The 22543-nt window shown below is 54.1% G+C and carries 20 protein-coding genes and 5 pseudogenes; 16 read left to right on the top strand and 9 right to left on the bottom strand.

Annotation, left to right across the window (positions count from 1 at the left end; translation table 11 throughout):
• Nucleotides 1-259: 259 nt before the first annotated feature.
• The gene (locus tag B9H04_RS06730) at nucleotides 260-1297 is read right to left on the bottom strand and encodes a tyrosine-type recombinase/integrase (protein ID WP_211216886.1); all 1038 of its coding nucleotides are present in this window, start codon (nucleotides 1295-1297) and stop codon (nucleotides 260-262) included.
• Nucleotides 1298-1300: 3 nt separating this feature from the next.
• Between B9H04_RS06730 and B9H04_RS18955 the strand changes: the two genes are divergently transcribed.
• From B9H04_RS18955 to B9H04_RS06740, 3 genes are all read left to right on the top strand, one after another.
• Nucleotides 1301-1447 (top strand): hypothetical protein, encoded by a 147-nt coding sequence (locus B9H04_RS18955; protein WP_211216887.1) that lies wholly within the window; start codon nucleotides 1301-1303, stop codon nucleotides 1445-1447.
• Between the two features lie 361 nt (nucleotides 1448-1808).
• Complete coding sequence (locus B9H04_RS06735) at nucleotides 1809-2585, top strand: ABC transporter ATP-binding protein (RefSeq protein WP_085682563.1); 777 nt, start codon at nucleotides 1809-1811, stop codon at nucleotides 2583-2585.
• Nucleotides 2582-4192 carry a hypothetical protein gene (locus tag B9H04_RS06740; protein ID WP_049933200.1) on the top strand — a complete coding sequence of 537 codons (1611 nt, stop codon included), beginning with the start codon at nucleotides 2582-2584 and terminating at the stop codon, nucleotides 4190-4192. Before B9H04_RS06735 ends, B9H04_RS06740 begins: the two co-directional genes overlap by 4 nt.
• A 176-nt stretch (nucleotides 4193-4368) precedes the next feature.
• Here B9H04_RS06740 and B9H04_RS06745 read toward each other — a convergent pair whose 3' ends face one another.
• Nucleotides 4369-4806, bottom strand: a complete 438-nt coding sequence (locus B9H04_RS06745) for a hypothetical protein (protein WP_248648692.1) — start codon at nucleotides 4804-4806, stop codon at nucleotides 4369-4371.
• Nucleotides 4806-5639, bottom strand: a complete 834-nt coding sequence (locus tag B9H04_RS06750; RefSeq protein ID WP_049933202.1) for a ParA family protein — start codon at nucleotides 5637-5639, stop codon at nucleotides 4806-4808. Before B9H04_RS06750 ends, B9H04_RS06745 begins: the two co-directional genes overlap by 1 nt.
• Before the next feature lie 194 nt (nucleotides 5640-5833).
• On the opposite strand from B9H04_RS06750, the pseudogene B9H04_RS19720 reads away from it, so the two are divergent.
• From B9H04_RS19720 to B9H04_RS17940, 3 genes and pseudogenes are all read left to right on the top strand, one after another.
• Nucleotides 5834-5929: pseudogene (locus B9H04_RS19720) on the top strand (DUF7558 family protein); the annotation flags it as partial.
• Between the two features lie 46 nt (nucleotides 5930-5975).
• The gene (locus B9H04_RS06755) at nucleotides 5976-6314 is read left to right on the top strand and encodes a transposase (RefSeq protein ID WP_394296320.1); all 339 of its coding nucleotides are present in this window, start codon (nucleotides 5976-5978) and stop codon (nucleotides 6312-6314) included.
• Between the two features lie 305 nt (nucleotides 6315-6619).
• Nucleotides 6620-7039, top strand: coding sequence for a hypothetical protein (locus B9H04_RS17940; RefSeq protein ID WP_139835036.1), 420 nt, complete (start codon nucleotides 6620-6622; stop codon nucleotides 7037-7039).
• Between the two features lie 277 nt (nucleotides 7040-7316).
• Here B9H04_RS17940 and B9H04_RS06760 read toward each other — a convergent pair.
• Nucleotides 7317-8120 (bottom strand): annotated as a pseudogene (locus tag B9H04_RS06760) (IS5 family transposase).
• A gap of 685 nt (nucleotides 8121-8805) precedes the next feature.
• Between B9H04_RS06760 and B9H04_RS19560 the strand changes: the two are divergent.
• From B9H04_RS19560 to B9H04_RS06785, 4 genes and pseudogenes are all read left to right on the top strand, one after another.
• The gene (locus tag B9H04_RS19560) at nucleotides 8806-9480 is read left to right on the top strand and encodes a zinc-ribbon domain-containing protein (protein WP_080508677.1); all 675 of its coding nucleotides are present in this window, start codon (nucleotides 8806-8808) and stop codon (nucleotides 9478-9480) included.
• A gap of 408 nt (nucleotides 9481-9888) precedes the next feature.
• Nucleotides 9889-10107: pseudogene (locus B9H04_RS06775) on the top strand (IS5/IS1182 family transposase); the annotation flags it as partial.
• Nucleotides 10108-10153: 46 nt separating this feature from the next.
• Nucleotides 10154-11383 carry an outer membrane protein assembly factor BamB family protein gene (locus B9H04_RS06780; protein ID WP_080508678.1) on the top strand — a complete coding sequence of 410 codons (1230 nt, stop codon included), beginning with the start codon at nucleotides 10154-10156 and terminating at the stop codon, nucleotides 11381-11383.
• A 170-nt stretch (nucleotides 11384-11553) separates the two neighbouring features.
• Nucleotides 11554-12214, top strand: a pseudogene (locus B9H04_RS06785) (transposase); the annotation flags it as partial.
• A 670-nt stretch (nucleotides 12215-12884) separates the two neighbouring features.
• On the opposite strand, the gene B9H04_RS06795 reads toward B9H04_RS06785, so the two are convergent.
• From B9H04_RS06795 to B9H04_RS06815, 5 genes and pseudogenes are all read right to left on the bottom strand, one after another.
• Nucleotides 12885-13448 (bottom strand): PQQ-binding-like beta-propeller repeat protein, encoded by a 564-nt coding sequence (locus B9H04_RS06795; RefSeq protein WP_085682564.1) that lies wholly within the window; start codon nucleotides 13446-13448, stop codon nucleotides 12885-12887.
• A 673-nt stretch (nucleotides 13449-14121) separates the two neighbouring features.
• On the bottom strand, nucleotides 14122-14538 hold the full coding sequence (locus B9H04_RS06805; protein WP_049933205.1) for a dual specificity protein phosphatase family protein: 417 nt from the start codon (nucleotides 14536-14538) through the stop codon (nucleotides 14122-14124).
• Nucleotides 14539-14547: 9 nt separating this feature from the next.
• Nucleotides 14548-14730, bottom strand: coding sequence for a hypothetical protein (locus B9H04_RS19140; RefSeq protein ID WP_248648693.1), 183 nt, complete (start codon nucleotides 14728-14730; stop codon nucleotides 14548-14550).
• A gap of 20 nt (nucleotides 14731-14750) precedes the next feature.
• A pseudogene (locus tag B9H04_RS19580) lies at nucleotides 14751-14999 on the bottom strand (hypothetical protein); the annotation flags it as partial.
• 291 nt (nucleotides 15000-15290) lie between these two features.
• Nucleotides 15291-15605, bottom strand: a complete 315-nt coding sequence (locus tag B9H04_RS06815; RefSeq protein WP_049933208.1) for a hypothetical protein — start codon at nucleotides 15603-15605, stop codon at nucleotides 15291-15293.
• 295 nt (nucleotides 15606-15900) lie between these two features.
• On the opposite strand from B9H04_RS06815, the gene B9H04_RS06820 reads away from it, so the two are divergent.
• The 6 genes from B9H04_RS06820 (at nucleotide 15901) to B9H04_RS06840 (ending at nucleotide 22429) form a co-directional block, all read left to right on the top strand.
• Nucleotides 15901-16536, top strand: coding sequence for an IS6 family transposase (locus B9H04_RS06820; protein ID WP_085682565.1), 636 nt, complete (start codon nucleotides 15901-15903; stop codon nucleotides 16534-16536).
• 69 nt (nucleotides 16537-16605) lie between these two features.
• The gene (locus B9H04_RS06825) at nucleotides 16606-17652 is read left to right on the top strand and encodes a hypothetical protein (RefSeq protein ID WP_049932972.1); all 1047 of its coding nucleotides are present in this window, start codon (nucleotides 16606-16608) and stop codon (nucleotides 17650-17652) included.
• A gap of 507 nt (nucleotides 17653-18159) precedes the next feature.
• Nucleotides 18160-18990: an IS5 family transposase gene (locus B9H04_RS06830; protein WP_080508636.1), complete on the top strand. Its 831-nt coding sequence runs from the start codon at nucleotides 18160-18162 to the stop codon at nucleotides 18988-18990.
• A 403-nt stretch (nucleotides 18991-19393) separates the two neighbouring features.
• Nucleotides 19394-19816, top strand: a complete 423-nt coding sequence (locus B9H04_RS17950; RefSeq protein WP_155120049.1) for a metallophosphoesterase family protein — start codon at nucleotides 19394-19396, stop codon at nucleotides 19814-19816.
• Between the two features lie 302 nt (nucleotides 19817-20118).
• Nucleotides 20119-21270 (top strand): outer membrane protein assembly factor BamB family protein, encoded by a 1152-nt coding sequence (locus tag B9H04_RS19725; protein WP_276325173.1) that lies wholly within the window; start codon nucleotides 20119-20121, stop codon nucleotides 21268-21270.
• A gap of 952 nt (nucleotides 21271-22222) precedes the next feature.
• Complete coding sequence (locus B9H04_RS06840) at nucleotides 22223-22429, top strand: hypothetical protein (RefSeq protein ID WP_085682566.1); 207 nt, start codon at nucleotides 22223-22225, stop codon at nucleotides 22427-22429.
• Nucleotides 22430-22543: the final 114 nt, after the last annotated feature.

A 22543-nucleotide genomic window follows, 5' to 3' on the forward strand; every position in this document is an offset into this window, starting at 1 on the left:
AGACAGCGACCGCACCGCAGACACGTTCCGACCGCCTACCGGCTGTGAAAACAACAGATCCCTAGACGGCGTAATCATTTTGTCGCTAGACGTGGTTTGCCCGGGTAGCAGCGTTTCCATAGGTGAAATCCTAGGCAAGTGATATACCCTGACCCAGTCGCGGTCAGTACAATCGCTTTACATTCATGCCTTTGACATTCGCAGCCAGTTGAAGCGCGAGGCTTTCTCCTCGATACTCCGTGTCACCACCCCACGACAATTACTCAGTAGATTCCTCAAACGCCTCAGCGAGCCGGTCATACATCGCGTCACGAAGATACTCACGACGTTTCTCTTCGGAGAGATAGTTCCGGAACACGACCATCGGATCGCTGCTGCCCTGTTCGTGAGCGACGGTCTGGAGGCGTTCAATAACTATCTCAACGGCGTCAGCGTACGCGCTGTACCAGAACCGACGTCCCATCTTGGAAGTCGGGAGCTCACCGCGAACACGCACATCCGCATGCGCGGCGATCGACTTGAACCGCCGGTTGAGCGTCTCGCCAGTCACGTGATCACGTCGAGCGTCTGGCGAGGGGAACAGATATCCATCCCATCCCTGCCGATCCGACAGCTGTGCGATCCGGTTCGAAAGGACATCTTGGCCGTAGATCAACGCTACTGTTCCAGGACCGTTCTTCCTCGTGTTGAACGAGAGGTACGGTGACTCCGCCTGAAGCTCAACATTCTCCACGTGGAGGGTTGCTAATTCACTCCGTCGTAAGCCCCAGGCGCACAGCCCTAAGACGATCAGTCGCTCTTCGATATCCTCAGTCGAAGCCGCAAGAGATCCGACCTGGGCGGGCGCAAGCGGGGAGTTATCACGCTTCGCAACGTCCCACTCGTGGTCATATCGGACGGGATTGAACGCGCCGTAGCCGCGATCGACGAGCCAGCTGTAGAGATCATCGATGTCAGACCGGTACCGACGCTTCGAATCGTTGCTCTCGAGCTCATCATCAAGGACGTCGAAGACGGCGGTGACGCGCTGAATTTCCTCAGGTTGGTCAGCGACATTAGTGATACGAGAGACGATAGCGGATGTCCCATGGAGGGCTTCGTAGTGGCGGAGGAACTGACCGAGCCGCGAACGCTTTGACTGGAGGGTGGTCTCCGCAGCTGACCCCCGTTGTTGTGACCGAAAGTACTGTTCGAGGTACTCGATCATCTGCTCGTTATCGATCGGCCACGTTGGAGTCTCGGGTGAGACGTCGTCTCCGAGCCCAACAGCCTGTTCGAAGAACTCTGAGAGTGTCATGTCATGATGCTCTCGGACAGCGTACTGGAGACCGCTATAACCGTGGTCAACGAGCCACTGGTAGGTGGGGATCTCGTTTGGATCGTGTCCCTCCCGCTGCCGTTCAGGAGCAATTTCGCGCTCGTAGAATTCGACGAGTTCGTCGAGTGATTTCCTCGACCAATTGTAGGTTTGCTCACTCACGGAAATTTCGGGGGAGAACCCCTCGTGCTGTGTTCTGTGGTGATTCTAAGTGTGGTGATCTCATAGGGTAGCGTCTATCTGACAGTAGTATAATAGTATTGGTTATACATGTGTCCGTTGGGGACACGCGAAATAAGCAACTTATCGGACAATAGATGCTCAAGAGTAATGTATCATATATCGCTATACAAAATGAGAGTTCGGCGGAGCGATCACGCCGCCTATTCACGTCGCTATCTACCCATGCAGCATCACCCCCGATACGTGTGATCGGAAGATGATTCCGAAACGCATAGACGACCGGTTCGGGAAATGACATCCGTTACGTATGCCCTCCACCCACGACGAATCCGCCATTCTGGCGACCGATCTCCGGAAGAGCTACGGCTCAGAAGTCGCTCTCGACAGTCTCACGCTCGACATCCAGCACGGGAGCGTCTACGGCTTTCTTGGCCCAAACGGTGCGGGGAAGACGACGACGATGCGGCTCCTTACCGGCCTCAGCGATCCGGACAGCGGATCGGTACGCGTCTGTGGCGTCGACCCGAGCGACCGGCGTGCGATCGCTGGTCGGGTCGGCTATCTCCCTGAGACGCCACCGCTGTACGACGAGTTCAGCGCCCGCGAACAGCTCGAATACGTCGCCGATCTTCGCGACATTTCGCGGTCCGTTGCCCGCAAGCGCATCGGCGAGTACCTCGACCAATTCGGATTAGCCGGTGACGCGGACAGGCGAATCGACGGGTATTCGAAGGGAATGAAACAGAAGACCGCGTTCATACAGAGTGTCCTGCACGAACCGGACGTCCTGTATTTAGACGAACCGACATCGGGGCTTGACCCCCGAGCGGCGCGCACCATCCGGGAATCGATCACCGCGTTCGCCGACGCAGGAACCACGGTGTTCCTCTCAACACACATTCTTCCGGTGGTCGAAGCCGTCGCTGACGAGGTCGGGGTGTTGTTTGACGGGAGACTCGTCACCGAGGGGACGCCCACCGAAGTACAGGCCCGTGCGGAGACTGGCGAGAGTGGATCCCTAGAAGACGCGTTCCTCGCCGTCACGAGCGAACCCGAAACGGACGCGGCCTCTCGGAGAGCATGAGCGTCCGACAGGACGTTCGCCACGGGCTCCGAATTGGGCGAGCGGAGTTCGTCCGAAGCCTCCGTGGGTACCTCGGAAACCCCCGTCGAGTCCTTGGACTCCTGCTCACGGCGCTGTTCTTCGGCGGCGCGCTCCTGTTCGCGCTGCCGACAGCGTATGTGCTTGGGCAAACCGCGCGCTCCGTGACGGCGGTCCCGTTCTTTGCGCCCGCTGCGACGCTCGTTCCTCTCGGTCTCCTGTCGATATCGGTGTTTCGGACCCTCGAACGGCTCGGACATATCGACGGTGCGGATTTCGTCCTGCTGGCGGTTCACCCGCGAGCAGTCGTTATCGGGCTCATCACAGCGGAGGTGGGACGGCTCTCCCTGTGGTTCGGGATCCCGGTCGGGGCAGTGGTGGTCACATTCGCACTCGGAATGGGCTCGCCGCTGCTCGTTGCTTCGGGCGGGGCGGTCGCGCTGCCGCTCGTTTGCTGTGCCGCCGTCTGGGGGTACGCCGGGGGAATTGCTGTGTTGCGACTCCTGCGGAAACTCCCCAGCCTTCGCCGTCTCCTGAAAGCGGTCGGTATCCTCGCGATGGTCGGACTCGTCGTCGCGTCACAGTTCGCCGGGCAGTTCATCGTCGAATCCGACCTCTCAGTACAACGGCTGTTGTCGACAGTAGCGTTCGATCCCCTCGTGGAATACGTTGCGCTCGCGTTCGTCGGAACACCGGTCTCCAGACCGACCTCTCCGGAGGCGGTGGCGGTGCTCGCGGCGTTAATCGCTCTCACGCCGGTCGGTCTCGCCGTCTCGACCAAGCAGGTTTCTACGCTCTGGTTTACCGATTCGGTCGGCAACAATGAGTCGACGCAGGTGCGGCGATCGAGCGGCGGATTCTCTGCCCCACGACCGTTCGCATGGACTAAACCCGGTCGTATCGCGTGGGGGATTCTCGTGCGCGGTCGCCGTGATCCGGCGGAGTTGAGTCATCTCCTGATTGCCGTCTTTTTTATCGCACCGTTCGGGACGATGTTTCTCGAGTTTTCGGGCGACGCCCTCGGACCCCTCATCACTGGGGGCGGCGTCGTTCTCGCGACATACCTCTCAGGCGCTACCTTCGGGTTGAACCCGCTCGGTGACGAGCGGCCGCAACTACCGCTGCTCCTTCTTACCGAGACGCCATCCGCGGCTCTCGTCCGTGGACGGCTTCTCGCCGGCGTTGCGATTGGAGTGCCGGTCGCTGTTCTCAGCTCGTTCGTCCCGATCCTTTTCGGGATGACGGTGCTTGAGGCGGTGGCGACCGCCGCTGTCGGAGTTGTGATGTGTCTCGCTGCGGCGATGTTCGCGGTCGGCATCGGCTCGGCGTACCCGATCTACGAGGAGCGCAAGTTCTGGGGGACAGAAACGGTCGTCCCGTCGACGCTCGTCATGATGGTGTACCTGTTCGTCGTGGGTGGCGGAACGGTTCTCGGGCTGTTCGTGACGTGGTTCGCAGTCACCGGAAACGTCGTGTTGACGCCTGTATTCGGCGTGCTCTTCGGTACGTATCTGCTGTTGACAGGCGGTGTTTCGTATGGTTCCTACCGCTATGCGCTCCGGCGGCACCGACGCTATACGCTGGCGTGATCACGCCGTTTCAGATGGGCTGTCCGGCGAGCATACGCTCGCTGTCAAGCCGATCGGCGACGTACTGGTGGAAATCGCCCTTGTGAGCCCTGCGATGTGAACTGTTCGGCGTCCCCAATTGGGGCGCGCTCGGTGATATTCCTCTGGAGGGATAGCACGCGACGGGCCGATACTGGTCACTCAATATCGTAGCCCCACTCTCGAAGCACGTCAGCGACTTCGTCTATGTGGTCCATTCCGACGAGATATGCCGCCTCTCGGGCGTCAGTGAGTTCGACATCGTCTCCGAGTTGTTCCTCAAGCGCAGGCCGGAGCTCCCGACGTTCCCGCTTTACCGTGTGTTCTGTGTAGTGGATCGTCTTGTGGTCCCGATCGTCTTTCACTCCATCGCGACGGTGGATCCACGGCAGCCGGGAGGATTCGTCAGCAGGATGGTCAGGGATGCCTGGTAGCGTCGTCGACGCCGGATCAGACTCTTCCGTTGTTGATTGCTCATCGAACGGATCGCCAGCAGCTGTGTCCGTATCCGCGACGTCGTCGACAGGATCATCCTCAACATCGTCATCCTCGGCGAACGGATCATCGCCGCTGCCGGACTTCATGCCGTTCGGCATTAGGCACTCACCTCCTCAAGATGGCTGGCGAGTTCATGTAACTGCTCGAGCGTCTCCATTTCGTGATCACGTTTCCGGGAGCGATACTCATTGACGTACGCGAACGCTGTCGTCTGCTTGTCCCAGCAGCCTTCGAACAGCGACGATCGCTCACCAATTGCGATTGGTGCGTCGTACCCCAACTCGCGGATACGGGTCAGGTAGTGTTGTTGGTCCGTCGTCCGTCCAACGCCGTTTGGCACAACCGCGAGGACACCAACGGTGACGCCCACCGTGTCTTCGAAGCCCTGAACAACATCTTGTAGCCCCTCTATCGATTGCATCCCTTTCCCTGTCGGTTCCAGCGGAATCACCAGCGAACGGGTTGCGCCAATAGCGTTGTAGAGATGGGGGCCAGCAGTTGCCGGCGGATCGACGACGATCGTATCGTATTTCTCGGGGATATCCGCGTTGAGAAGCACCTGTCGCAGCTGATCGTGGCGCTCGAACTCTTCGCCGAGGTCTTCTGCCATTGAGGCAGCGCGAGCAAGGAGATCGGCGAGATTTTCTAGCATATTGTGGCTTGGAACAAGGTCGAACCCAAATGATGTCTCAAGGATGAGGTCCTCAAATGTGCCCTTTGGTCGGTCGATGAGGTGGCGTGTAATGTTGTCTGCGTTACTATCATCTCGTGGAGCGTCAACGCCGAGTAAGTACGTTAACGAGCCATTCTGGGGATCAAGATCGATTACGAGAACATCGCGATCGTGTTGGCCGTGCGCGTCGGCAAGATTCGACGCGAGCGTCGTCTTCCCGACGCCACCAGCTTCGCTGTATGTCGTGTACGTGAGCATGTCTCACTTGTTAGACCCATTCGTCATAAATTTGCGTCAGACAAATCAGTTAGTATGGTTAGTTATACTATCCAGTACAACTAGTTAGTGTGAAAAGACAGTACAACTAATCAGACATTACAGAAATGGCAACGAAAGCGTCTAGCAGGAAACACTCGAGTTCCCTTGTTGCGGTCTCTCGAATAGTCCAGGGGCGCTATCAATTCGTCTGTGACGGCTGTGAGCTGGTCGTCGACACGCTCGCGGCGCTCACCCGGTTCCGGGTCGAACTCGGGTTTCTAGAGGGCCCGTGACAACTGTGCGCCCGCTGTAGTCCGTCCGGGCTCGCACGGAGCCATTGATGCCACGTTCTTCGACCGCGAAACGGCATCGAGACAAGACCAACACCGCTCGGGTCGCCACGTACGCACGCTCAAAACGACGGCGCTCGTTGATACAGACTCGTGTGCTATCCTCGATATTCACTGCTCGGCACACTGGCCGCACGACACCCAGACTGGCCGTCGAGTCGCCCTCCGAAACACCGAGAAAATCGAAATTCTCGCCGGCGACAAAGGCTATGACGACCAATCTCTCCGGGACGCCCTCCGATCAGAGGGCGTCCGGCCCTTGCTGCGTCCCGGTTGTTCGCTGTGTACGATCATGAGCACAACGCACGGTTGGACAGTGTCATAGAAACAGCCCCATAATATTGTAATACTGCTTATCTGTATTATCCTGTAATCTACTTAGAAGTACATACACTTGGTACACGGCTTTACGAAGCTGTCCTAGAGTTCTCATTTATTCATAAAAAGTGATGTTTTTGCCTATCGGCCATTGGGTGGCTCAGAACGAACGGCTGCTGTGAGAACGGGTTTGACCGGCTCAAAGCTACTGGCTCCGAATGCGTGGACAACCACAAGAACCATTCTATGACAGGCTCATTATCATAGTAAATCGACAACAGATTAATACGAATCGTAGGCTTGTTGCCAATTATGTCGGAGAACAACCCAAGCTTGGACTGGCCGGAAAATTTTCCCAGAACTCCCTCCAGTGAACGCGAACCCTACCCACATAACTTCCGTGTCGATACACAAGATGCGTTTAGAAATATTCTCCAAGAATTGGGTCGAATGGATGCTACAGATTTACGAATTGATAGTGCGGCTCAGCATTTGTCGTCAAACCCAAACCTCCCATATAAGCAATCCAATCCGGGGGATCCAGGAGTTGTTGCGTATTTCCGCCAAGAGGGTCGCAAATTTGCAGTCCCGTGTGATCGATGGATTTCCCTCCGAGATAATGCACAAGCGATTGCAAAATACCTGAACGCTAAGCGAGCATTAGATCGCTATGGTGTAGAGACAGTCGAAGACCAGACAGAAATGATGACACAATTATACGAAGGGGACTAAGTCTACGTACCTCAATCCGAACCTACATCCCAAACCCGGGCGTCGATATAGAATGAATAAAAAGTGTCTTGTTGAACGCAAGACTGCGATGACGTAGGGTCGATTGTTTTGTAGTCTCAAGCTGTTAGAGGCGCGTTCTTACAGTCAGAAGATGCAGTAGTTGTTACTGACGGCGGTTGTCGAATGATCAAAACTATTATATATTGCTTCGTTGTGTCAGTGACGACGGCGATGCCTCTCCTAGATACGTCCGGAGAAAGGGAGCAGGCGGCGAGGCCTAACTCGCCGCCTGCGTCAGGTTATGTACGATACACTTCCGCGCGAGCTCCCGGAGCTGGCACGGCCAGTTCTGGGAGCGCAGCTTCTCGCCGTCGTCTTCGTTCAACTGCGAGAACCCCGTTTCACTCATCCACCGCTGGTTGTAATCCTCGTTCATCCGGGCATTACGAGCCTTCTACAGCGGTGTCTGCTCCCTGTGCTTGATCAACGGTCGCGCTGAGTTGGAGCGACACTCCTCACGGAGGTCGCTCCACGAGTACTTCGCGTCAGCAGACAACACACGCAGATCTTCCGCGTTCTGGCGGAAGACCCGGATCCCGATGTGACCGTCCCATGCCTTCTGGGTCGTGAAATGAACGTCCTTGATCGCCAACGAGTTCACGTCGATCAAGGTCGTCGTCTTCATCGACTGGAACGAGTAGTTCGCGCGGTCGCGGTAGTGGTAGCTGGTTTGGTCACGCTGGAAGCCACTCGCATCAATCGCGGCTTCACCACTCCAGCCCGCCTGCTCCGCACTTCGGCGGAGTTCACGCATTCGGTACTCGTTTTCCCACCGACAAAGCGAGCTGTAGTGCGGTATGTCGTCGAGATCAAACACGGCGAGAATGTCGGGCATCTCGTTGAGGTAGTCATCCGTCTCACAGAGACTCTTTTCGAGCTCGACGCGGTGCAGAATCAACGCGATCTGTACCCGCTCGGCGTACCCGTCCACGCCGTCCGGTCTGGTGGGTACGTCCGGGTCATCAACATGCTGTTTGGCAAGGATTCGGCACATCCAAGCAAGCCGTCTGAGCGATGCCAGATTGCCAGACAGCGTCCATTTCCGGGTTAATCTAGCGGAAGACCACAGTAAGAGCGTTTGAGACTGTCGTCACTAAGCGGCAAAACAAGGCATGGCGTCACCAAACGCCGACCCGAAGACGCCGGTCAGCATTCGTATTCCGGTCTCGACTGTACAATAGGGGTCGATTGGCCCCTCGCCGGTGTCGTAGATTTTCCAATCGTCTGTGCCGTCCCCGCTCAAAAAGCGCATCCCGTGGCGGTTCGCGATATACTTCAGCCGGTCAAGTTGGTCCGCATCGAGGTCGTTGTGATCCCACAGATACTGAAACGCGTAGCCCAGATTTACACATCCAACACCGAGTGTGAACTGACCTTGAGACACCCACCAATTGTAGATGATGTACTGACCCTGACTGGGTCAGAATATATCACTTGGTGAGAATTTCAACAGAGCCACCGATTCGAATGACTGCCCAATCTGTGGTGAAAGCCCGTAGATATCGATGTCATATTGGACAGTGTAACAGGTATTACCTAAATTGAACATGGAACAAGCCTTCGTGCGACACTTGACTTTTGAGAGTTGGAACAAAAATTGAGAACAACTGAACAGCGCGACCACGTATCGGAGTTTATATGAGTATGGTTTTGACTTCCAGCAGGGGCGGTTTTTATGATAAAAAACTATTATTGCGTAATCAGACATGTCCGAGATCGAGTTCACTCCAAAACTCAAAGCAATCACCAGTACACTCATTCAAATGTATCGCGATCGAGGGGGTCCTATCAGGGGAAAGGCTATCGCCCAGCATACCGATGTAGACCTAGGGAAAATTCATACCCGGTTGTTGGAGCTGAAAATGCTCAATTTAGTCGAACAGGAATCAAGTAGAAGAGGAGGGTACGTCCCTACAGAGCAAGCCATATCGAGGGTGGATGGGACTTCAACGATCTCAGAGAAGTCACCGGACCCAGATCAACTCGAGTTGACATCGTCGCAGACGCGAATTCTCTCGGCGCTGATTAATCGATACATCAACGGACTTGGAGTGTCAAAAGAGGATCTCGCGATTGTGGTTAGTCGAAACCCAGAGAAGATTCGTAGCCAGATGCAGAGTCTGAAGGCACTCCAGTTGGTTGAGGAATCCGGTCAAGGATATATTCCAAAAGGGGGAGCGTACGAGCAGATCGACGTCTCTCCCAGAAGCGGTCAGGACACGCGACAAACCACTGATACCGAGGTGTACAACTCAAACAGTACTGATGAAACGAGGGTATACCACGAGCGTTCTGACCGAGATGGGATGTGCTCGCAGTGCGGTGACCGGATTGCGAACGACGAAGCCAAATACTGTCCGTCCTGTGGTGCTGAATTGTAACCTGCTTCAGCACTTCCCCACTGACAGCCAGCGTGACGTACACCCACCCTTTGGGGTAGTTATTTGATATCTCTTTCGTATATATGGTCGTCTCAAAAATAGACTCTCATGTCGGTTGAGTCAGCTGGTTCGAATAGCTTTGAGAGCTGTTTCGGTAGCTGCCTTGGTAGACTCTTGCTGTTCAATACTGTATCTCGACTCCTGTATGGTGGACTCAACACCCCTGACCAGTTTGTCAAGTCTGACTTTGTTTCTGTATCCGGTCAGTACAACAGAAGTTCTGTTCCCGGTTAGATCAGGATTATCTCTCAACCGTTTGCAATCATGTTAAATTTGATACTGGTGGAGATTCCAGCGCTACTCCGCGTTCTTATCGTGTTAATACGGTGTATTCAGTAACAGTCTCTACTGATTTTACAGCGTGGATCGAGACCATTCACGACGGAGAACAGTTCGCTTATCCGGACAAAAGGCTACGCTCAGCGCTGGATAGCCGAAACTTCGTACTCGACGACGAAGCGCTCGCTCGGCGACGCCGTGCGAGCGTTGGGATGGTGTCGGCAGTTCTATGAAATTGTTTCCATGTTTGCCATCAGTAACATAGAAAAGCTCTGTGAGCCACTCTAACTACCATTCAGCAGATATTTAACAAAGCAAACAATAATAGATTCTAATGACAAGGATGAGTGAGAAAGTTATCTGGCATTTCGAAACAGACGAGCAGATTCATCATTCACCAACGGTTGTTGGAGGTAGATCGTATTTTTCAGATGAAGAAGGGAATCTATATTCGGTTGATGTTGATAGCGGGACAGAGCAGTGGTGTTTCTCGGTCGATGAGTACGTACAAGGATCACCTGTGGTGGTGAACGGCATGGTTTACTTCGATACTTCGCATGGCCACACATACGCTGTAGATGCGAATACTGGCGTGGAGAAATGGCGTTATAGTGTTGGTTTTAACGGTAGATATACCGAACCTGCAGTCGCGGACGGTGTTGTATACACAGTAGCGGGGTCTACCTTTCGTCAACAAATCCACGCAATCGATGCTGACATGGGTCAGGTTTTGTGGACATTTGATCTAAGAGAGAACGACGATCGTGGAAGTGTCGGACACCCGTTAAAAATAACAAATTCAATTCTTTATTTTATCAGTGATGGTGGCGTCCTCTATGCAGTTGATACAGAGACCGGAGAAATGAAATGGTCTTTAGACGGTTTTTATATATCCACGAACGAAACATCTTATCCAACGATAATTGATGGATATATTTACATCGGTTGCCATGATGGTTTATACAAAATCGGCACAAAAAACAAAACATCGGTGTTCTCCCTCCTATCGACTTCAGCAGGTAAAATAAAGTGGTCGCACGAAGACGGGTGGTTTTTATCTCCCGTTACGACATCAAAAAGCACGATTTATGCCACGGAAAAATTAGACGGTAAACTGTATGCATTTAAAACAAGTGGAGGGATTAAATGGCAGACAGCTCTGCCTGCACAGAGTATTTCGGCGCCTCGTTTAATTAACGGTAGAATATATGTTTCTAACAACTCTCATTTGATCGTTGTCGATGGAGATAGTGGGCAACAACTGGAAACAATAAAAATCTCACGGTCACTAAAATTTGGGGCTCCAGTGATTAATAACGGTATTGCTTATATCGGGGGTTATGACGGCCTCCGCGCTGTAGATATAAATTCACAGCAAAGCTACTACGATCATATGGAAGAGTCAAGTTCAGACAATAGTGCGGATCATACTAAAAAATACGAGGAAGCTTCCAGCCCGGCAAATAAGGAGACAAATAATCTATTGTACTGCTCAGAATGTGGAAATTCGCTTTCTGAATACGAAACACCTCAGTACTGCCCAAGCTGCGGTGCAAATTTGTGATTTTGTTGTAGAGGGACCTGTATCCTAATCACGACAAATATTCATTTTTACTTGCCATGTTTTGCCGCCGATTGACGACAGTCTCAGACGTTCTTACAGCGTTCTTTCGTCAGATTAACCGGGAATTAGACCCCGTCTAGCAATCTGGCATCGCTAAGCAGCTTGTTCGGATGTGTCGAAACCTTACCAAACAGCAGGTTGACGACTCGGACGTACCCACCAGACCGGACGGCGCGATCGGGTAGGCCGAGTGGGTACAGATCGCGTTGATTCTGCACCGCGTCGAGCTCGAAAAGAGTCTCTGTGAGACGGAAGATTCCCTCAACGAGATGCCCGGCGTCCTCGCCGTATTTGGACTTGACAAAGCATCGCAATACAGTTCGTTCTGCCGGTGGGAACACAAGTATCGAATGCGTGAACTCCCCTGCCTACTCCGATCTTCGGCGGAGCAGGCGGGCTGGAGTGGTGAAGCTATAATTGACGCGAGTGGCTTCCAGCGTGACCAAACCAGCTACCACTACCGCGACCGCGCGAACTACTTGTTTCAGTCGCTGAAGACGGTGACCTTGACCGTCATCAACTCACTAACAATAAAAGACGTTCAGTTCACGACACAGAAGGCGTGGGACGGCCATACCGGGATACAGGCCTTCCGCGTTCCGGCGGAAGACGTACAACGTTCTGTCTGCCGACGCAAACTACTCGGGGGGAGAAGTTCATAAAGAGTGTCGCTGTAAATCAACGCGACCGTTGATTGAACACCGAGAACGAACCCCGTTACAGAAGGCGCACAAGGCACGGATGAACGAAGACCACAATCAGCGCTGGATATACCGGGCGGTCCGCTCCGAACACCGCTGGATCCAGCCGACGAGTGGAGGCAACACACCCCCGTCCTCGTGAGGTCGACGATGGGGTTCACTGCGCGATCAGCACCAAGATAATGACGGCCAGAATATCATCGTTCAGCAAAATAGCGATAGTCCTGAGGTCGTGACGCCTTAGAGAATTAACGCCTGAATACGCGCCGACCAGTATCGCGATGGTGCGCGTACCGATATCCGTGTCTTCAGGCGATTTACAGCGGTTTGCCGCACTGTGAACAGTATCTGCCGTCCGGAATCTTCCTCAGGTCAGCTCCACAGTGAGTACAGAATTTGGCGCTAAACTCAGCGTTGGAAGACCGCTCTAACGAGTGTGTTCCCCACTGTGATGTCGTACTCGACAGGCCATCTTCGTCGGTTCCCTCGAATAACTTTGTGGGCGAAGAGTCAGCCGAGGCCTGCTCGTGAGGTACGGAGACGCGTTCGTCGACCACTCGAGTGTCTGTCGTTCGTTCGTCATGGTGTCCGAGAGTACCCAGAAGGACTCTCGAACCATGGCTGTCGACGTCGGGCGAATCCGCTGCGATCGCGTACACTGTACCGTCTTGTCCTCCGACATAGACAGTCCCGTCTTTCACAGTCGGAGCGGACCGTATTTGATCGCCTGTTCCGACCGATCAGTTCTCCGTACCAGTCGCTGGGTCGACCGCATACAACTGTTTGTCCCAGCTTCCGACGTACACTGTCGATCCTGCGACCGCCGGTGACGAAGATAGGGTATTATCCGTTTCGAACTGCCACAACTGCTCACCAGCCCCTGCGTCGATCGCTTCGAGGAACACTCCTGTCCCGACATACACTGTATTATCGGCAACCGTCGGTGAGCTTCGGATTCCGCCTGCTCCTGGATTATAACACCACTGTCGAGTCCCGGTTCGGGCATCGATTGCGTACACCCCTCTCGAGCCACTGCCGACGTATACCGTTCCGTCAACGACTGAGGGTGAGGACCGGACCTGGTCGTGTGCATCAAACGCCCATCGGTGCTCCCCCGTCGCCGTGTCGAGTGCGTACACGTGGCCGTCGTCACAGCCGATGTAGACAGTGTCGTCAACCACCGTTGGTGACGAATTAACACCGTCTTCGAACACCTGCGTCCACCGCTGAGATCCAGACGCCCGGTCCACTGCGTAGAATCGGCTGCCACCCTCCTCAGAGAGGTCAACGTCGCCGACAAACACTGTGTCCTCAGAGAGAGTCGCAGACTCCCAAAGCGTATTCTACAGTTCGAATGTCCAGTTCAAACTCCCCGTACGTGCGTCAACCGCAAGTAGCCACCCGGCCGATAACTCGGACACGGAGAAGTAAACCACACCGTCGACCACAGCCGGTGAGGAACTTTTGAAGGTACCATGAAATATCTCTTCTCGGTCTGTGACATCGAATTCCCACTCTCGCTGGCCTGTACTCGCCTACAACGGGGAAAGGTACCCAGCATCGTCGCCGACGTACACCGTGTTATTAATGATGGTCGGTGAAGTATCTACGTCACCATCGGCGGTAAAGCGCCACTGTTCACTACCAGGTAAACTGGGATTCATAACACACATATATATCTAAAAATTAAAACTCCTGTTCGTTGAGCTGCACATCGCGGTAGTCTGCCTCGAACCGCTGATCGACAGAACTCTCGTGGGCACGATATTATATCGAATGAAGTTGGCATCCGTGTGATGATTTGCTGCGAAACAATACTGGAAGTACAGCGGATTGGCGTGGAATATCCAGTCTGCCATCGACAGTAGATTGTGGAGGGATTGTCGGATTCACTCCCTCGGTTAAGCGCGGTTTTTTTGTAGAAAGATAGGGGATTGGATTGAATCACTGTGGTGACTGCGCTACTCAAGACTCACGCTACATGGTGTACACCCGCGCTGCCTGGCGAATGAGTGCCTCGTGAGGATCCACGGCGGATCGACGAGTCACGAGTTGGTCGACGGCAGCCTCCAATCCGATATCATCGGCGAGGGCAAGCGCCGTTGCAGCCACGGCTGGACTGCGTGAGGCACCTGCCGAACAGTGGACGAGAAGTGACTCGTCAGTCTGGAGCACCGACAACACATGGGAGACTGCCTGTTCGAATCGCTCCAAGTCGTTTTGCGGTCCATCCAGCATTGGGACAGTCACAACCGTCACATCCGCGGGATATCCACCAGCAGGCGCACCCCTGATTACCGAGACGATGGTCGTGATGCCCCGTTCGTACAGTCGCTCCGTCGCTCCAGCATCATCGACAGTCCCAACAAACAGTCCCTCCGCGACTTCATCCATCGTATCAGATCACTCTACACTCAGTTCATAGACGACGGTGACGCGCTCAGACACAGCGATTGGTGTCGGCTGGAGATCGGTATCGGATGTTGCCCCAAGCGCTTCATCGACGAGACTGTCCATGCCTGAACGCTCTTCAGTCGTTGTCGCCTCTTGAACCTCTGCAACCGTGTACCCATCAGCAGCTGCCATGTGTCGGCTTTCTCGCGAGCGCGCTCCATCACCGTCTCAAGTACAGTATCTTGGTGGTGCTGGCGCGTTTCGTCATGAAGATGGAACTCGATGGATTGGATTTGCCCCCCAGCGTCCGTTACCTCCTCGACGACCGCCCCAGCCTGCTCTAGGAGACAGTCGATCTGGATGTGCGCCTTCGCATAGTATTCGGCATCAGACGGCGGGTCAAACAGTTCGTCCACATGTTGTACCTGCAAGTCAACTGTCCCCACACGATCAGCCGACACAGTGGTGATCGACTCCTAGAGCGTCGCTGTGCGATCGCTTGTAATGGCGCGAGCGTCACTCAGTGTGTCACCGTCGCCGACGATCCGTGCCTCGACCGTTGCGGGCTCGGGGGGTACTTCACTCCGGCCGACTGCATCAGAGGTGATTGTTTGAGAGCACATACACGTCACACTAGTGAGAGTAAGAGTCCATTAGTGTTCGTCAGACAATAAGTGGCGCCTGAACGTCGATTAGTGTAATGAGTACCTACTACAGCAAGTGTGATTGGATCTCGGTGGAGAAGTCACCGATCACGAATCGAATATCTTGGTGGTGGTGTCGTTGATGCTTCCCCCGTCGTGTTGATTTAGTTCGGTACGGACGTCGTCCTCTCGCCGATACACAATCTGCCGAACTTCACGCACAACTTGATCTCCATCCAACACCATCATTTCACTCTCTGAAAGTTGGTCGTCTATCATCCCATAGAGGATGACTTCCATCATCCCGAGGATGTACTCTGTCGAAGGCGGACCCTGACCAGTCTCAGCAAGCCCAAGATCGACGAGTTCCGTAACCAACTCATCAGCAGCCATCTCTAATTCGCCCCGTAGTTCGGGCTCCATTCTGTTCGGGTGTTGGATCGTGTACATATTAAGGTACTGCGCAGGGCTTGCGCGACTCCCTGGGGATACAGCGACACGACTCCGGGGGCTCACATCACCCACCCATCCACACGAATCAAGCACTACAGTGGTTTGCGGATAAAACCATTCTCGGAGACACAGATCCACCACTTACGCCCACCCCCTGCCAGCCGTGAGCAGAGTTGGCGGGATGCGATATCCCTCGACATGCCAAGCCAGTCGCGGTGTTCAGATAAGGATTGAAAGGTGAGGCGGTGCGTTTTCAAAGTGATTCATGCCCGAAAACGACCGCCTCAACGGCTGTTTAGACGAGATCAACTTAGAGTCTGTGGAGCGAGAGGCAACACCGCGGCTGTTGATGAAGCTCAGTATTCAGCTTCATTTGTCTGGATTATCGCTTTCGAATACTGTTTCATTTCTTGAGATATTTGGTGTTGATCGGGTTCGTTCCACCGTCCATAACTGGGTTCACAAGGCCGATCTACAGCCGGAATCTAGTCGGAGCCCGAATCACGTCGCGGTCGATGAGACTGTGATTCGACTTGACGATGAACAATATTGGCTGTACGCTGCTGTCGATCCCCAATCAAACGATCTGCTCCATACACAGCTTGAACCAACGACAAATAACGCTCTGGCAGATCGGTTTTTCGCTGATCTCCGTGACAAACACGACATAGATGACGCAACAGTTCTCGTAGACGGATCAGCTTCACTTCAGCGAGCCTGTCGCAAACACGACCTCGATTTCAGATACGAACGACATGGAAATCGGAACAGCGTCGAACGTGTCTTTCGTGAAATAAAACGTCGAACTACTAGTTTCTCAAACTGTTTTAGCAACGCCGAAGCAGAAACTGCTGACGAGTGGCTCAGATCGTTCGCTTTCGCATGGAATCAGCTTATCTGAACACTACGAAGCCAGTACGGACAAAAGTTATAGGATAAACAAATTGTACTGTCTACAGAGTCAACTCGTATGGTAACAGATCTCGACCGTGCTGAGACACTGAAAGAACAGGCTGGCGATGAGCTTCCTGACAGTGATGTTCAGACACTCATCGAACTGCTCGATAGCGACGACGAGGAGGCTCAGGGTGTCGCAGCGAAGGCATTGAGGTCTCACTCGAAAGATCACGCCGCGGAGCTCCAAGAGTACGCCACAACGATCCGCTCTCGGGTCACTGACCCGGACCAAGATTCCACACGGCAGTCATACCTCGGTGAAACGATCAGCCAGATAGGGCTCATCGACCCCGAGGAGGTGGTCCCGATTGCGGAGACGCTGTTCGAGTTTACGATGAAACCGTGGCGGTTTTTCAGTTACACTGATGCCCTCGTTGCGGCAGCCGCCGAACATAATGAGGTCCTCGAGTTCCTCAGATCACAGACAGACAGCGACTCCAAGCCCGAACGAAACAACGCACAGTATGTACTCTCCCGAGTCGCCGATGACGCACCCGACCGGCTCACTCCATACCTACAAGAGTTCGTCGATGTGATCAATGATGACTCTGAATATCTGAAGATCCGGGGCCACGCAGCGAAGACGTACGGGCTAGCAGCCACAGACTCAACAAGCGTCCGCCCCGCAGGTGACGCATTGGCGACGCTCCTGGACTCGCGTGAGTCGACCGCAGTGAAAGGCGCGCTCACAGCACTCGCTCCAATCATCGACCACCCATCGATGGAGTTGGCACCCCACCGCTTCGAAGATCGGATCGAAGTCCTATCCGATGGTGGTGATCCCGAGATCATACTGTTCTCCGAGGATAAAGCACGCGTTGAGACAGTCCAGGAGTATCTCTCAGAGCAAACGGGGACACAGACGACAGCGAACGGCGGCAGTGAGACTCGAGTGTTCAACGGATCCGAGACAACCGAGCAGACAGCCACAGCCACACAGAACCAGACTGCCGACACGAGTGACTCCTCAAGCGTATCGTTTTGTCCCAACTGTGGTGAAAATCTCAGTCAGTGGTCTGACCCCGCATTTTGCTCCGGATGTGGGTTCGAGTTCTCCTGATGTCAAGTAGTTCTCCGACGATCTCCCTGAGACCCACGTAGGAACAATTTCCAAGGAATGTCGGCGGAGAGTGGTTTTATCACCAGTTATTGAATTATTGGGCATACGATGCCTGTGGAGTGTCCACACTGTAATTGGCCGCAAGAATACTGTAACTGCGGTCAAGACTTTTCTATCTCATCCGATGAACAATCTGCCACCCCGCAGAATGACGAGTGTCCTGTCTGCGGGTGGCCGCCTGAATACTGTAACTCCCCTCGCAATCAACGGAAGGTGACTCAGACGTCTGTTCTACCAGTGGTGAGCCTGAAACCAAGTGTCAGTGTGAGACTGGCAGATCCCAGACGACTGAGCTCTACTCGCAGGAGTCCTCAACGACAGCACTGTATCAACCAGCCCCTAGCGACGAACAGATGGAATCCACTCAAAAGGCTGTGTTGAATCGCCATACGGCAGCGAGGTAGGCCACTAAATCAAAGGAGTTGAAGCGGGAAGATTCGGTTGCCTATGACACAAATCTCCCGCTTCATCGGGGAAGTTGTGCCGGTTGCTCAAAGAGTTACTGGCGGTGGAGGCGAATCCGCCGCCCCGGACGGTGGCGGCGGATTCGCCGACTACGCACTCGTTTCCCTCCATTGTCTCCGGATTTACCTCGATACGTCATACCGCATGACGATCGACCTGCTCAAAGAGATGCCACAAATAACGGGGGAGATCGGCCTCAGCGCGGCCGATCTCCCCACGCCGTCCACGTTGTGTAAGGCGTTCGACCGGATCAGCATGAGCGTCTGTCGAGTGCTGCTGCGTCAGTCGGCGCAGCTGCACGATCTCTCTGAACACGCTGCGATCGACGCCACATTCTACGACCGCTCACCAGCAAGCCGCCACTACTGCCAGCGAATCAGCTACCGCGTTCAGAAGTTGAAAGTCACGAAACTCGTCGATACAGCGTCTCAAGCCGTCCTTGACGTTCACTGCTCAACAAATCGGGAAGGAAGTGACGCAGACCTCGCAGAGCAGATCGCCCGCCAGAACGCGGGCGATCTGCGGTCTCTCGCGGCCGATAAGGGCTACGACAAGCAATCGCTCCGCGAAGGTCTGCGTGAGCTCGGGATCAGACCGCTGATCAAGCACCGCATCTTCGCTCCGTACGACCACGCGCACAACGCCAGAATCGACGATAACCGCTACAATCAGCGCTCGATGACCGAAACCGTGAACTCGGCTGTCAAGCGCTCGCTCGGCTTCGCCGTGCGAGCGCGGTCGTGGTTCCGTGAGTTCCGTGAGATCGCGCTGATGTGTGTCGTCTATAACATCAAACGCTTCGTCAAACAGTGAATCTCTCCGCCTTACAGCGATTCAACACAGCCACTCAAAACTACTGCCCTTTATCCGGGTATAACCTAGACACCCATGCAAATGCGGCGTACTGTCCACAGTGTGGATCCGAGCTGTAAACAGAGGTTGGTGGTGCCTGTGTGAATAGCCGCCGTACAGTTCGACACCTATCAAGCAAGCTCGATCAAGCGAGCAATTATCACTTGGTGCCAACCCACACGCAAAGGGAAAGTACGAGTAGGTTCCCGAAAACGGACGCCTAATGGATTATCTCATCTCAGATCTCCACCTGGATCACGACAATATTATCGATTACTGCGACCGCCCATTCACATCTGTGAAGGAGATGAATGAACAGTTGGTTGATAATTGAAATGCCGAAGTTGATCCGTCTGATGATGTATTGTACGGCGGGGATTTGACGATTCGAACCTCTGCAGCAGCGCTGTTAGACTGGTTGGACGAACTCAACGGCGAGATCGGCTTCCTGTTAGGGAACCACGACAGCACTGTTCTTGAGAATCTGGACCACGTACAGTTCGTTGAAGAATTTCGATTCACGCATCGTGGGGTTCCAATCCATGCTGTCCACGACCCCGCTGACGGGCCATCAAATCCGACTAGATGGCTGATTCATGGGCACCATCACAACAATCGGCCTGCGGACTTCCCGTTCATTTATCACGACACTCGTCGGGTCAATTTCTCGGTCGAACTTATCGACTATCGCCCACTAGCACTCGATACATTAATCGAGTATCTGGCATTGGGTGAGCACTTTGATGATCGGGCTGCCGCCGAGCAGGCATTATACGCTGACAGCTGACTCCCTACCCAGACATATCGATCAATCCACTGGTCAGGTACTCCATGACGTCACACTGTCCCATCGGATGAGATCTCGAGTGGACGGGATAGATGCGATCGGTACATGATAGATAGGCGCCTCGCAACGAAATTCAGTATCCCTTGTCCACCAAAACTTATACAATCTCGAATGTTATGGAGGTGAACAATAAGCCATCAATGAGCAACCACTGGAATATGGCCGGATTCAGTCCAGGACGTACATTTCTTAACACTACCGAGCCGTCGATAACAGATCTGAGCCGGGAATGGTCGCTGCAAATGGATATCAGCCGTATTCCGGTCGTCACGACTGATAGAATACTCATATCGTGCAATGAACGACAGATCAAGGCTTTTGATTTCGACGGGAATGGGTGCTGGGCATATACGCACCCAAATCGCAATTCTGCGTATAACGTTTCGTGGAGCTATTTAGACGGACCAGGGAGCTACGATACTAACCCCGTTATCGCGGACGGGTCTGTCTATTATGTGGTCAACGATCGGTGTGTATCTTTGTCCCTCGCAGATGGGACAATAGAATGGGAACTGAACCTACCGACATCAGCAGGGGTCCCAGTAAGTGGCGTACTCGTAGCAGACGAACACGGGGATCTGTACATTTGTTATACAGACAGCGTCTGTAAGGTCAGTAGAAACGGAGCAGTAGACTGGGTCGAGAAGGGCGACGACGTTGGGTCGGTTCTCGTGAGTGAGTCGGAAGAACGGGTGATTTACAAATACGATTATAACAAACTCTGTTGTATTGATGCATCCACTGGCACCGAATACTGGACACACACCGAGCGAGGTGAAGATGTACCTGGTTCTGGTGAATTACTGCATCAGAACAGACTCTATCTGAACCACTTCAATGTCCCAGCTGTCCGAGCGATTGACGTCCAATCCGGGGACGTAAAATGGTCATTAAATGAGGAATACCAACAGATCCACAATCACTCACCAACGGGTACCCTCTTCGGAATAGACAATGAGGGCCGGTTAGATGCGATTGATAATGTCACCGGGTCAACCGTATGGACGACTAACTTGGTCTCTAAAGCGACACCGATTCGCAGCACAACGGACAGTCTGTACATCTCGGAGAACGAGCAAATTATTCGGTGTGACCCTTATTCTGGGGCCATCGAGGAACGATCGCCGCAGTTTGGCTTCGAAATAAACGATTTTATCATCGACCACGGGTCCATTATCGCGGCGGGAAATGATACGATCACCCTATTATCGGGCCAACGGAGTTCGGACTCCGAACGGACCCAAGCATACAGCCACGGGTCGGGTGATGATGAGCGGCGCTGTCCAGCCTGCGACAGTGATCTATCAGGATATGGAGATCTGAATTTCTGTCCCGAGTGTGGTACTAAAGTGGCTTCATCAGACGCAAATACCAAGCTGTATGATCCTTCCTGATACGGCCACTGTCTCACAGAGGTTGTGCTCCACAGCGGTGGATGAGACAGATGTACTGTTGAGAGTGTGCCTGATTGTATACTGATAGTGTACAACACAGGGCCGACTGGCTGTCATCCGATACGCCAAGGCAGACAGAAGACACGTTCTCCTCTAGACAGTCACGGACTCATACAGGAGCAGACAGTTGAACTGGGTGGGTGGTGAGGAGGGCTATGGATGTCATAGAACCACTTCGTGCTGCTGAAGCGCCGGTGCTGGTCACCCACCGGCACGCTGACCGAGGTACCCTCAGGAGCGCGATTGGACTGTGAGAACTGCTGGGACGTGGCACAATCTGTACTCTCGATGGCGTTGCCCGACCCGCCCAGTCGTTGCTCGATGCGGTCGAGATCGAGCCGGCCACCCGACTCGAGGAAACCGATCAAGACCCAGTCGTAGTACTTGATGCGCCGTCAGCTGAACGGATTTTACCGGTTTCCCCGGCTGCTCCGATCCTGATTGACCACCACGAAACGGGGACTCTCGCGTCACGAGCGGCGGCGGCATATATCGATACAGGGGCCTGACGGCAGAACTCGTCACCCGCCTCGCTGAGACCGCTGACTGGGACGTATCCCCGGAGGCGGCACTCGCACTGCTGGTCGGCCTCCTCGATGATACCGGCTTCTTAGCTGATACAACCGACCGAACAGTCACAACGGCCATCGATCTCGTCGGCGCTGTCGGCGATCGAGGAGCCGATCTCCCGCCACTTTTGGATCGGTCGCCAGCATAATGCGAGCACTCTGCTCAAGCACTGGGTATCCTCCGAGCGACAGGTTACCGGGCTGTCGACTGTTTTGTCGCAGTGATCCAAGTTGGTGGCTATGAGACAGTGGCCACAACAGCCCCTTGTAATGCTGGTATCGACAGTGCGGTCGTCTGTTCAAGCTAGGATGGGGGGCTTCGGGTGGTAGCGCGGGCAACAGATTCGTTCGCTGAGCGGTTCAGTCTCGGCGAGTCAGTGCTGCCTGCGCTAGCCGAGGAATTTGGCGGCGATGTCGGTGGCCACGCCGGTGTCGATGAACTTCAACAGACATCCATCGACGACGTGGGAGCGGTTTTCATCGCATACTTGGAGGGCGCACTGAGAGCGACCTTCACGACGGTGTCTTGAGAACACTCATGAGCGACATCTATCGCCATCCCGAGTTATGACTACGAATGAAGCGGTGGGTCGGGATCTAATTGACCATTCCATTCGGCCGCGATAGTGAGGCCAGCAGGTGTG

It is taken from the genome of Halorubrum ezzemoulense DSM 17463 (assembly GCF_002114285.1).
In the GTDB taxonomy this organism is placed as follows: Archaea; Halobacteriota; Halobacteria; order Halobacteriales; family Haloferacaceae; genus Halorubrum; species Halorubrum ezzemoulense.